The organism is Streptomyces sp. DSM 41931 (genome assembly GCF_050271085.1).
Taxonomy (GTDB): domain Bacteria; phylum Actinomycetota; class Actinomycetes; order Streptomycetales; family Streptomycetaceae; genus Streptomyces; species Streptomyces albogriseolus.
This window is the reverse complement of the sequence record NZ_CP189902.1, coordinates 1,620,489-1,632,935: the sequence shown is the minus strand read 5'-3', so window position 1 is coordinate 1,632,935 and position 12,447 is coordinate 1,620,489. Positions and strand designations below refer to the sequence as shown.

Below are 12,447 nucleotides of genomic sequence, written 5' to 3'. Positions count from 1 at the left end.
CGGGGGCGGGTCCAACGGGCGCGTGTCGCCGTCCGGTTCGACGGGGCCGATCCCGCTCACCGCCACGGCCCCTCTCCGGGCCCGCCGGAGCGGTACCAGGCGGCGCACCCTTCGCGCGCCTGACGTTCCATCAACGTGCCGATGTCCCGCTCCCCTTGGCGGCGGGCGGCGCGCGCCGCGTCCACGACCTCGCGCAGGATGTCGTACTGGCCTCCGGACATCCCCATGGACTGGTAGTCGCCGTACCCGCGGCCGTCCAGCACCTCGCGCGACCAGTGACTGACGATGCTCGTGCACAGGTCGACGTCGGACGTCACCTGGGGCGAGGGGGAGTCGGCGGAGGGAGAGGGGGCGCGGGCCGCGCGGGAGCCGTCCGCCGCGCACCCGGCCACGGTCAGGACCGCCGTGAGCACGGCCAGGAGGGGCGCGCGGAACGCCCCGGCGCTGCGAGAGGTGCTGCCCCGTCCCATGGCACGGAACGCTAGAGCGCCCGCCGGCCGCGGGCAATGGCGGCGACGGGCGCGGTGCTGCGGAGGCGGGGGCTCGGGGGTGCGGGGGTGCGGCTTCCCGCACCCCCGCCGCCGTCAGCCGGCCGCCTTCTCCGCGTCGCCGGGGCGGACGTCCCGCAGCAGGCAGGTCAGCCGGGCGGTGCACACGCGCTTGCCGGCCTCGTCGGTGATCACGATCTCGTACGTCGCCGTGGACCGCCCCTGGTGCACCGGGGTGGCGACGCCGGTGACCAGGCCGGAGCGGACCCCGCGGTGGTGCGTGCAGTTCAGGTCCACACCGACCGCGATCTTGTCCACGCCGCCGTGCAGCATCGAGCCGACCGAGCCCAGCGTCTCCGCCAGCACGGCGGACGCGCCGCCGTGCAGCAGGCCGTAGGGCTGGGTGTTGCCCTCCACCGGCATCGTCCCGACGACACGCTCCGCCGAGGCCTCCGTGATCTGCACGCCCATCCGCGTGCCGAGGTGGCCCGCCGAGAACAACGCCTGGAGGTCCACACCGAGCGCGGCGTACTCGTCTATGACCTCCTGCGGGAACTTCACCTGCTGCGGCTCTCCCATGGGCCCGGCTCCAATCGTGCGTCGGTACGTCGGTACGTCTGTGCCCTGAGCGAACGCTCAGTCGGTCGCCGATTGTTCCAGACGCACCACGACCGACTTGCTGGCCGGGGTGTTGGAGACGTCCGCGGTGGCGTCCAGCGGCACCAGCACGTTGGTCTCCGGGTAGTACGCGGCGGCGCAGCCCCGTGCCGTCGGGTAGTGCACGACACGGAAGCCGGGCGCCCTGCGCTCCACCCCGTCCTTCCACTCGCCCACCAGGTCGACGTACGAGCCGTCCGCGAGCTTCAGCTCCCGTGCGTCGTCCGGGTTCACCAGCACCACCCGGCGCCCGTTCCTGATGCCCCGGTACCGGTCGTCCAGGCCGTAGACCGTGGTGTTGTACTGGTCGTGCGAGCGCAGCGTCTGCAGCAGCAGCCGGCCCTCGGGCAGGTGCGGGTACTCGACCGGCGCCGCCGTGAAGTTGGCCTTGCCGGTGGCGGTGGGGAAGCGCCGCTCGTCGCGCGGGGCGTGGGGCAGCGCGAAGCCGCCGGGGCGCGCCACGCGCGCGTTGAAGTCCTCGAAGCCGGGCACCACGCGCGCGATGCGGTCGCGGACCGCCGCGTAGTCCTTCTCGAACTCCTCCCACGGCACGTCGTCCTCCGCGCCGAGGACGCGGCGGGCCAGCCGGCACACGATGGCCGGCTCCGACAGCAGGTGCGGGCTCGCCGGCTCCAGGCGCCCGCGGGAGGCGTGCACCATGCCCATGGAGTCCTCCACCGTCACGAACTGCTCGCCGCTCGCCTGCAGATCGCGCTCGGTGCGGCCCAGCGTCGGCAGGATCAGGGCGCGCGCCCCCGTGACCACGTGCGAGCGGTTCAGCTTCGTCGACACATGCACGGTCAGCCGCGCCCGGCGCATCGCGGCCTCGGTGACCTCGGTGTCGGGGGAGGCGGAGACGAAGTTGCCGCCCATCGCGAAGAACACCTTCGCCTCGCCGTCGCGCAGCGCGCGGATCGCCCGGACGACGTCGTAGCCGTGCTCCCGGGGCGGCGCGAAGCCGAACTCCCGCTCCAGGGCGTCCAGGAACGCCGGCGCGGGCCGCTCGAAGATGCCCATCGTGCGGTCGCCCTGCACGTTGGAGTGGCCGCGCACCGGGCACACACCCGCGCCCGGACGGCCGATGTTGCCGCGCAGCAGCAGGAAGTTGACGATCTCGCGGATCATCGGCACCGAGTGCTTGTGCTGGGTCAGCCCCATCGCCCAGCAGACGACGATCCGCTCCGAGTCCAGCACCATCCGCAGGAACCGCTCGACGTCCTCACGCGCCAGACCGGTCGCGGCGAGCGTCGACTCCCAGTCGGCGGCGCGCGCGGCCTGCGCGAACTCCTCGAAACCGTGGGTGTGTTCGCGGACGAACTCCTCGTCGACCGCGCCCGGGGTGTCCAGGACCAGCTTGTTCAGGAGACGGAACAGGGCCTGGTCGCCGCCGATGCGGATCTGCAGGAACAGGTCGGTCAGCGCGGTGCCGGCGGTGAGCCCCTTCGGCGTCTGCGGGTTCTTGAAGCGCTCCAGGCCCGCCTCGGGGAGCGGGTTGACGCTCACCACACGCGCCCCGTTCGCCTTGGCCTTCTCCAGGGCGGACAGCATGCGCGGGTGGTTGGTGCCCGGGTTCTGCCCGGCGACCACGATGAGGTCCGCCCGGTACAGGTCCTCCAGCAGCACACTGCCCTTGCCGACGCCGATCGTCTCCGACAGGGCCGAACCGGAGGACTCGTGGCACATGTTGGAGCAGTCGGGCAGGTTGTTGGTGCCGAGCTTGCGCGCGAAGAGCTGGTAGAGGAACGCGGCCTCGTTGCTGGTGCGCCCCGACGTGTAGAAGACGGCCTCGTCGGGGGACGACAGCGCGGTCAGCTCCTCGGCGACGATGTCGAAGGCGCGCTCCCAGCTCACCGGCTCGTAGTGGTCGGCGCCCTCCGGGAGATACATGGGGTGGGTCAGCCTGCCCTGCTGCCCCAGCCAGTAGCCGCTGCGGCGGGCCAGGCCGGAGACCGGGTGCGCGGCGAAGAACTCCGGGGTGACCCGGCGCAGCGTGGCCTCCTCGGCCACCGCCTTCGCGCCGTTCTCGCAGAACTCCGCGCGGTGCCGGTGCTCCGGCTCCGGCCAGGCGCAGCCCGGGCAGTCGAACCCGTCCTTCTGGTTGACGCTGAGCAGCGTCAGCGCCGTGCGCCTCACACCCATCTGCTGGTGGGCCATGCGCAGGGTGTGACCGATCGCGGGCAGCCCGGCGGCCGTCCGCTTCCGCCCGGCCACCTCCGGCGCGTCCTGGACCGGATCACCCTGGGGCGGCTTCGTTGCCATCGCGCACTCCTGTTCACGCACACGTGTGAGGTGGATCTCCGATCCTCCCACGCGAGGCGGGCCCCCACGGAGGAGAAGGAGCAGGGAAAGGGTGAGCGAAACGCGGGGCGGCGGGCGGGATGCCGCCGCCCGCGGTGCGCGGCCGGGGCGGCACGGGTGGTCGGGCCGGTCGTGCGCGAGGCCGGGCGCGGAGCCCGGTGTCAGTCCGGCGTGGCAGGATCGGACACGTGGCAGACACAGCATCGAAGAAGACCGACCAGACCTCCGGCGGGAGTCGCCCGCGCCTGATGCTCATGGACGGGCACTCACTGGCGTACCGCGCGTTCTTCGCGCTGCCCGCGGAGAACTTCACCACCGCGACGGGCCAGCCGACGAACGCGATCTACGGCTTCGCGTCGATGCTCGCCAACACCCTGCGTGACGAGGCGCCCACGCACTTCGCGGTCGCCTTCGACGTGTCCCGCAAGACATGGCGCTCGGAGGAGTTCACCGAGTACAAGGCGAACCGCTCCAAGACCCCCGACGAGTTCAAGGGCCAGGTCGAGCTGATCGGCGAGCTGCTCGACGCGATGAGCGTGCCGCGCTTCGCCGTCGAGGGCTACGAGGCGGACGACGTCATCGCCACGCTCGCCACCCAGGCCGAGGCCGAGGGCTTCGAGGTGCTGATCGTCACCGGCGACCGCGACTCGTTCCAGCTGGTCTCCGACCGCACCACGGTGCTGTACCCGACCAAGGGCGTCTCCGAGCTGACCCGCTTCACCCCGGAGAAGGTCTTCGAGAAGTACAGCCTCACGCCCGCGCAGTACCCCGACTTCGCGGCCCTGCGCGGCGACCCGTCGGACAACCTGCCCGGTATCCCCGGCGTCGGCGAGAAGACCGCCGCCAAGTGGATCAACCAGTTCGGTTCCTTCGCCGAGCTGGTCGAGCGGGTCGAGGAGGTCAAGGGCAAGGCCGGACAGAACCTCCGCGACCACCTGGAGTCCGTCAAGCTCAACCGCCGGCTCACCGAGCTGGAGCGCCGGGTCGAGCTGCCGAAGGGTGTCCACGACCTGGAGCGCGCCGCCTACGACCGCAAGGGCGTGGCGGTGATCCTCGACACCTTGGAGATCAGGAACCCGTCGCTGCGGGAGCGGCTGTTCGCCGTCGACCCGGGCGCCGAGGAGGCCGAGACCACCCCGGTCGTCGCCGACGGCGTGGAGATCGACGGCACGGTGCTGGGCACCGGCGAGCTGGCCGGCTGGCTCACGGAGCACGCCGCCGGCCCGGTCGGCGTCGCCGCCGTCGACACCTGGGCGCTCGGCACCGGCTCCGTCGCCGAGATCGCGCTCGCCACGGCGGAGGGACCGGCCGCCTGGTTCGACCCGGCCGAGCTGGACGAGACCGACGAGCAGGCGTTCCGCGCCTGGCTCGCCGACCCGGCCCGCCCCAAGGTGTTCCACAACGCCAAGCGCGCGATGCGCGTCTTCCCCGAGCACGGCTGGACGGTCGAGGGCGTCACCATGGACACGGCGCTCGCCGCGTACCTGGTCAAGCCGGGCCGCCGCTCCTTCGACCTGGACGCGCTGTCCCTCGAGTACCTGCACCGGGAGCTGGCGCCCGCCGCCGCGCCCGACGGGCAGCTCGCCTTCGGCGCCGACGACGGCGCCCAGGCGCACGCGCTCATGGTGCAGGCCCGCGCCGTCCTCGACCTGGGTGAGGCCTTCGAGGGCCGCCTCGCGGACGTCGGCGCCTCCGACCTGCTGCGCGACATGGAGCTGCCCACCTCCGCCCTGCTCTCCCGCATGGAGCGGCACGGCATCGCGGCCGACCGCGCTCACCTGGAGGCCATGGAGCAGATGTTCGCCGGCGCCGTGCAGCAGGCGGTGAAGGAGGCGCACGCGGCGGCGGGACACGAGTTCAACCTGGGCTCCCCCAAGCAGCTCCAGGAGGTCCTCTTCGGCGAGCTGGCCCTGCCCAAGACGAAGAAGACCAAGACCGGTTACACCACGGACGCCGACGCCCTCGCCTGGCTCGCCGGCCAGACGGACAACGAACTGCCGGTCATCATGCTGCGCCACCGCGAGCAGGCGAAGCTGCGCGTCACCGTCGAGGGCCTGATCAAGACGATCGCCGCGGACGGCCGCATCCACACCACGTTCAACCAGACCGTCGCCGCGACGGGCCGGCTGTCCTCCACGGACCCCAACCTGCAGAACATCCCGGTCCGCACGGACGAGGGCCGCGCCATCCGCCGCGGCTTCGTGGTCGGCGAGGGCTTCGAGTCGCTGCTCACCGCCGACTACAGCCAGATCGAGCTGCGCGTGATGGCGCACCTCTCCGAGGACGCCGGCCTCATCGAGGCGTTCACCTCCGGCGAGGACCTCCACACCACGGCCGCCGCCCAGGTGTTCTCCGTCGAGCGGTCCGCGGTGGACGCGGAGATGCGCCGCAAGATCAAGGCGATGTCCTACGGCCTGGCCTACGGACTGTCCGCCTTCGGCCTCTCCCAGCAGCTGAACATCGAGGCGGCGGAGGCGCGCGCCCTGATGGACGCCTACTTCGAGCGCTTCGGCGGCGTACGGGACTATCTGCGCCACGTCGTGGACGAGGCGCGCGCGACGGGGTACACGGCGACCCTCTTCGGCCGCCGCCGCTACCTGCCCGACCTCAACAGCGACAACCGCCAGCGGCGCGAGGCGGCGGAGCGGATGGCGCTGAACGCGCCGATCCAGGGCACGGCGGCGGACATCGTCAAGATCGCCATGCTGCGCGTCGACCGCGCCCTGCGCGAGGCGGACCTGCGCTCCCGCATGCTGCTCCAGGTCCACGACGAAATCGTCCTGGAACTGGCCCCCGGCGAGCGCGACCAGGTCGAGGACCTGGTCCGCCGCGAAATGGCCTCCGCGGTCGAGCTGAGGGTCCCCCTCGGCGTCTCGGTGGGCGTGGGCCCGGACTGGGAGTCGGCGGCGCACTGACGCGGCACGTGCATCCGGGCGCGGTCCTGGAGCCGCGCCCGGCATCCGCGCACCCGTGATGAGGCACCGCCGTCCCGGAGCATCCGCGTGAGGACGTCACCGCAGGTCGGAGCGGTTCCGGGAGGGTGTCCCGGCGTGTGCCGGGCTTCGGTTCTTCACTCGCGTGGCCCCCGCAGGGGGGCCCGTGCCGCGGTGGGCGGCGAGCATGCCAGGCATGGGTATACGCATGCTTCACCGCAGAGCGGCACCCCCGCGGGCCGACGCCGACGGACCCACCACCCAGGCGTTTCCGCCGGTCCCGGTCTTCGCGGCCGCCGCAAGTACCGCCCGCGTCCCCGGCGGCCTGACGGCCGCGTTCCGCGGCGCCGCCGCCCGGCTCGGCCGGCGCGTCACCGACAACCGGTGGAGAACCGGCCGCACCCCCGCCGCCCCGGACACCGGCACGGACCAGCCCCCGTGGCGGCTGTGGGCCGAGCTGGCCCGCGCCTACCTCACCCTCGTCCTCACCCTGCTGCCCCGGCCCCGCCCGGTCCGCACGGTCACCGTGTTCGTCGCGGCGAGCGAGACCCTCAGCGTGCGGCCGTACGGTCCGGCTCCCGCGTACCCACGTCCGCAGGGCCCTCCGTGGCCGGGACCCGACGCCACACCCTGACGGCGACGGCGTACACCGGCAGCGCGGCCACCAGTCCCGCGCCCGCGCCGAAACAGACGGTCGGGATCAGCTCGTAGGGCTTCGCCATGTGGCCCCAGTAGTCCCACCACCGCACGGCACGCAGCACCGCCGCCGCCACCGCGCACCCGCCGAGCAGCAGGACCGCCCCCCACCGGTCGCCCGCCGAGAGCACCGGCACCCCCGGGGGCACCGCACCCCCGGGGGCCGCACGCCGCAGCGCCCGCGCCGCGAAGACCACGAGCACGACCGCGGCCAGCAGCGAACTCCCGTACTGCGCGTACCAGAACACCGGTGAGCCGCCGATCTCCTCGCCCAGCACCGGGATCAGCCGCGTCCCCCACCGGTCGTGATGGGTGAACGCGTCCCACACCACATGCGTCAAGGCCCCCAGCACGGCGGAGAGGTACCAGCGCGCCACCAGCGGCGCCCGTACCCGCGCCCGGGGCGCACCGCAGCGCGTCAGCGCCGCCACCCGCCCCTGACGGGCCCGCGGCAGCAGCGCCACCACGGGCTCCCGCACCAGCAGCCACAGCCCCACCAGCGCCCAGGCGATCAGCACGTCCACGGTGAACACGCCCCACCCCGCGTGCGTCACATCGCCGAACTCCATCGCCCCGGACACGACACTGGCCGCGTAATAGGTCATGTCGGGCGCGAAGCTGCCCGCGACCAGCACCGCCGGGACCAGCGGGCCGCGCCCCGTGCCGTCGGTGCGGACGGCCGGCAGCACCGCCGCCGCGTGGCTGAGTGTGAAGGGCAACGGGACTCCTCGCAGCAAGGATCGGCCGGGGACGCCCGGGCAGGTCGGCCGGCGGATCCGCGGCGCCGGGCGCACCCCAGTATTCGGCAACCCGGGACCGCGGCGGCCCGCCGCCCCGTGAACCGTCGGACAAGAAGGTGGTCAACCGGTGAATATCGGGCAGCAACGGGTGTCCGTGCAAAGGAAGTTGTCGTAGGGTCGCGAGGGTCGCCGACCCGGTCCCGCATCCCAGGGCAACCGGCGGGGCGGGCAGATCGTCACAACAGGGCGGACACAGCACACGGTGACGGGCGCGACAGCGCCCACGGGGAGGGGTTCACTCTATGGCGGCGCACATCGGCAGGAGGCTGCGCAAGGGAGCGGCAACCACCGCCGTGGCCGCGGCAGCGGTGGCGGCCCTGTCCGCGTCCCAGGCACCCGGCGCCACGGTCGACGACCAGGGCAGACAGAGCACCGGCGACGCCACCTCCGCGCCCGACACGGCAGCCGACGACAGCGCGACCGGCAACTCGCCGTACTACACGGACCTGCCGCCCCTCAACAGCCCCAACCCGTCGCCCTCCGTGGGTTCCGGCGACGCAGGCGACCAGCGGGCCGGCGAGGCGGGCATACCCGCGACCGTCCTCGACGCCTACAAGCAGGCCGAGGCCACGCTGCGCGAGAAGAAGCCCGGCTGCAACCTGCCCTGGCAACTCCTCGCCGCCATCGGCAAGGTGGAGTCGGGTCAGGCGCGCGGCGGCCGGGTCACCGCCGACGGCACCACCGTCACGCCGATCCTCGGCCCCCAGCTCGACGGCAACGGCTTCGCCCTCATCCGCGACACCGACAACGGCGCCTACGACGGCAACCGGATGTACGACCAGGCCGTCGGCCCCATGCAGTTCATCCCCTCCACCTGGGACTGGGCGGGCCGCGACGGCAACGGCGACGGCCGCAAGGACCCCAACAACATCTACGACGCCGCCCTCGCCGCCGGCCACTACCTGTGCCGCTTCGACTGGGACCTGTCCCAGCAGGGCGACCTGCGCAAGGCGATCCTCAGCTACAACAACTCGACGGACTACCTGAACACCGTCCTGTCGTGGCTTGAGTTCTACCGCAGGGGCACCCACGAGATCCCCGACGGCACCGGCGCCCTGCCTGTGGACCGCAGCGACGACACGGCACGCCCCGGCGTCACCCCGTCCGCGCCGGGCACCACCCCGCCGGCACGGCCCGGCAAGCCCTCCGGCTCCCGGCCGTCGCCCAGCCCGGCCGCACCCGGCAACGGCGGCAGTCCGAGCACGCCGCCCGTCACGCCCCCGCCGGCCACCCCGCCGACGCCCACCGACACGGTGCACCACTTGGAGGACGCCGGCACCGGCACCCTCACCGCCATGGCGGGCCACACCTTCGCCGAGCGCGTCTCCACCCGCGCGGAGACGGAGGCCGGCAAGGCGGTCGCCAAGGTGCGGATCCGCTTCACGCTCGTCGGCGACACGGACACCACCTTCGCCGGCGGTGAGACGGTGGCGACGGTGACCACCGACGCGTCCGGTGTCGCGGTCGCGCCCGCGCTGCAGGCGGGGGAGAGGACCGGCGCGTTCGCCGTCCAGGCCGCCGTCGTCGGCCGCTCGGTCAAGGGCGTCCCCTACAGGGCGACGGTCACCGCGCGTGCCGCCGACGCCCTCGCCCTCGCCGGCGAGAAGGAACCGACCTGCGTCGCGGGCGGCGAGTTCGCCGAGCCGGTCCAGGTCAAGGCCACGTACCGCGGCGAGGCCGCCGGGAAGGTCGCCGTCACCGCGACCCTCGTGACGTCCGCCGACGACCCCGCCGAGAACGACAAGGGCCCCTACTTCAAGGACGCCGACGGCAAGGCGGTCCGCTCACTGACCGGTCTGAGGACCGACGCGGACGGGCAGCTGACCCTGCCGAAGCTGTACGCGGACGACACCGCCGGCACGTTCCTGCTCCGCCTCACCACGGCGGGCGGCGCGACCCTCGACGTGAAGCTGACCGTGGAACCGGCCGCCGCACCGAGCCCCGAGCCTGACCCGTCGACGGACCCGGCCCCCTCGACGGACCCGTCCACCGACCCGTCGGAGACCCCGGCCGCCTGAGCCGACGCCCTATCCGCGCAGCCGCGCGTTGGTGTGGCGGGTCGGCCGCGCGGCGGCCGGGTCCTCCGGCCAGGGGTGCTTCGGGTACCGGCCGCGCAGCTCCGCCCGCACCTGTTGGTAGCCCTCACGCCAGAAGGAGGCGAGGTCGGCGGTGACCGCGGCGGGCCGCCCGGCCGGGGACAGCAGGTGGACCAGCAGCGGCACCCCGGCCACCGTCGGCGACTCCTGCAGCCCGAACATCTCCTGCAGCTTCACGGCGAGCACCGGCCGCTCCGGGTCGGACCAGTCGACACGGACGGCCGACCCGCTGGGCACGGTGATCCGCTCGGGCGCCAGCTCGTCGAGGCGCGCCGCCTCGCCGGACGCCCAGGGCAGCAGCCGCGCCAGCGCCTGCCCGGCGTCGATCCGCGCGAGGTCGGCCCGGCGCCGCGCCCGGCTCAGCTCCGGCTCCAGCCACTCGTCCACGCGCGCGTGCAGCGCCCCGTCGGACACATCCGGCCACGGCTCGCCCAGCCGCGCGTGCAGGAAGGCCAGCCGCTGCCGCAGGACCTCCGCCCCGGCCGGCCACCGCAGCAGCCCGAACCCCTCCCGGCGCAGCCCGTCCAGCAGTGCGGCGCGCACCAGCGCGGGGCCGGCGTCCGTGAGCGGCCGCGCGGCCAGCTCGACCGCCCCGAGCCGCTCGACCCGGCGCGCCACGACGTCCCCGTCCGCCCAGTGCACCTCCTCGCGCCGATCGAGGAGCGTCCCCGCCGCCCGGCGCGCCACGTCCTCGTCCACGGCAGCCCCCAGCAGCACACGCGCGTGCCCGCGCCCCACGGGCCGGTCGGCCACGGCGACAGCGACCCACTCGGCCCCCCGCAGCGCGGACCCGGCCCCCACCTCGGCCCGTGTCCCGCCCACCATCAGATACGACCCGCCGTCCGCCCGAGCCACCCGCTCCGGGAACGCCAGCGCCACCACCAGCCCGACGGCCCGCTCCTCGGCGCCGGGGCCACGGGGAGCCGGGGTCCCGCCGCCCGTGTCAGGCCCAGCGGCCGGTATCGCCCCCTCCGCCTCCGACGCCGCCCTCCGCAGCCTCCGGACCTCCGTGCGCCAGCGGGCCGCGTAGCCGTCGCCGCCGCGGCGTGCCGTGCGGAGGGCGGTGGGGAGGTCGTCGCCGTGGTCGCGGGGAGGCTCCTCGGAGAGAAGGGCGACGACCTCGGCGGCGAGGGCGGCGCCCACGCGGGGTGACGCGTCCAGCAGGGCACGGCCCAGGCGCGGGTGGAGACCGAGCCGGGTCAGGCGGGCGCCCCGTTCCGTGGGGCGGCCGTCCGGCCGTACCGCGTCGATCGCCGTGAGGACGTCCCGGGCCGCCGCCATCGCGCCGCCCGGCGGGGGATCCAGCAGCGCCAGTCCGGAGGCGTCAGGATCGCCCCAGCAGGCCGCCTGGAGCGCGAACGCCGTCAGGTCGGCCACCTTGATCTCGGGGGAGGGGTACGACGGCAGCCGCGCGTCCTCCGCCTCCGCCCAGCAGCGGTACACCGCGCCCGGCGCCTCACGCCCGGCGCGGCCCGCCCGCTGCCGCCCCGCGGCCCGCGAGGCCCGTACCGTCGCGAGCGCGCTCAGGCCCCGCGCGTGGTCGACGCGCGGCTCGCGGGCGAGACCCGAGTCCACCACCACCCGCACACCCGGCACCGTCAGCGAGGACTCCGCGACCGACGTCGCCAGTACCACCCGCCGCCGCTCCCCGGGCGACAGCACCGCGTCCTGCACGGCGGCCGGCGCCCGCCCGTGCACCTGGAGGACGTCCACGCCGGGCGGACCGCCCAGCATCCCGGCCACCCGGGAGATCTCCCCGACCCCCGGCAGGAACACCAGCACGTCGCCGTCCCGCTCGGCCAGGGCCCGCCGTACCACCGCCGCCACATGCGTGAGCAGCGCCGGGTCCACCCACATGCCGTGCGGCGGACGCACCGCGCGCGGGGGCGGCGCCCACACCACGTCGACCGGGTGCGCGGCGCCCCGCGCCTCGACGACGGGCGCGCCGCCCAGCAGCCGCGCCCAGCCCTCCGCGTCCGTCGTCGCCGACGCGGCCACCAGCCGCAGGTCCGGCCGCAGCGTCTCGCGCACGTCCCACAGGAACGCCGCCGCCGTGTCCGCGTCCAGATGCCGCTCGTGGCACTCGTCCAGCACCACCGCGTCCACCCCGGCCAGCTCCTGGTCGCGCTGGAGCCGCTGGAGCAGCACACCGGTCGTGACGACCTCCACGCGCGTGTCCCGTCCCACGGCCCGTTCCCCGCGCACGGTGAAACCGACCGAGGCGCCCACCCGCTCGCCCAGCAGCCACGCCATCCGGCGCGCCGCCGCGCGGGCCGCGATCCGCCGGGGCTCGGCGACCAGCACCCGCCGCGCGGGACCAGCGCCCCACAGACCGGAGAGCGCCAGCGGCACCAGGGTGGTCTTGCCGGTGCCAGGCGGCGCCACCAGCACCGACGTGCCGTGCGCCGCCAACGCCTCGGTGAGCCGGGGCAGGGCCCCGCGCACCGGAAGGGACTCCAGCGCCTCGTGACGGATCACG

Annotated in this window: 7 protein-coding genes; 2 read left to right on the top strand and 5 right to left on the bottom strand. The window is 74.5% G+C overall.

Annotated elements, in window-relative coordinates:
• Positions 1–56: 56 nt before the first annotated feature.
• The 3 genes from ACP7TJ_RS07750 to ACP7TJ_RS07740 all read right to left on the bottom strand — a co-directional run bounded on the left by ACP7TJ_RS07750 (position 57) and on the right by ACP7TJ_RS07740 (position 3,404).
• Entirely contained in the window at positions 57–470 is a 414-nt protein-coding gene (locus ACP7TJ_RS07750) for a hypothetical protein (protein WP_167742765.1), read from the bottom strand.
• A 114-nt stretch (positions 471–584) separates the two neighbouring features.
• Entirely contained in the window at positions 585–1,067 is a 483-nt protein-coding gene (locus ACP7TJ_RS07745) for a PaaI family thioesterase (protein WP_093766682.1), read from the bottom strand.
• A gap of 57 nt (positions 1,068–1,124) precedes the next feature.
• Positions 1,125–3,404 (bottom strand): FdhF/YdeP family oxidoreductase, encoded by a 2,280-nt coding sequence (locus tag ACP7TJ_RS07740; protein WP_427762578.1) that lies wholly within the window; start codon positions 3,402–3,404, stop codon positions 1,125–1,127.
• A 227-nt stretch (positions 3,405–3,631) separates the two neighbouring features.
• Between ACP7TJ_RS07740 and polA the strand changes: the two genes are divergently transcribed.
• The gene (gene polA / locus ACP7TJ_RS07735) at positions 3,632–6,358 is read left to right on the top strand and encodes a DNA polymerase I (RefSeq protein WP_427762576.1); all 2,727 of its coding nucleotides are present in this window, start codon (positions 3,632–3,634) and stop codon (positions 6,356–6,358) included.
• Between the two features lie 569 nt (positions 6,359–6,927).
• On the opposite strand, the gene ACP7TJ_RS07730 is transcribed toward polA, so the two are convergent.
• Entirely contained in the window at positions 6,928–7,791 is an 864-nt protein-coding gene (locus tag ACP7TJ_RS07730) for a DUF4184 family protein (protein ID WP_380875021.1), read from the bottom strand.
• 323 nt (positions 7,792–8,114) lie between these two features.
• On the opposite strand from ACP7TJ_RS07730, the gene ACP7TJ_RS07725 reads away from it, so the two are divergent.
• Positions 8,115–9,890 carry a lytic murein transglycosylase gene (locus ACP7TJ_RS07725; protein ID WP_427762573.1) on the top strand — a complete coding sequence of 592 codons (1,776 nt, stop codon included), beginning with the start codon at positions 8,115–8,117 and terminating at the stop codon, positions 9,888–9,890.
• A 9-nt stretch (positions 9,891–9,899) separates the two neighbouring features.
• Here ACP7TJ_RS07725 and hrpB read toward each other — a convergent pair whose 3' ends face one another.
• Positions 9,900–12,446, bottom strand: a complete 2,547-nt coding sequence (gene hrpB, locus ACP7TJ_RS07720; RefSeq protein ID WP_427762571.1) for an ATP-dependent helicase HrpB — start codon at positions 12,444–12,446, stop codon at positions 9,900–9,902.
• Position 12,447 lies beyond the last annotated feature (1 nt).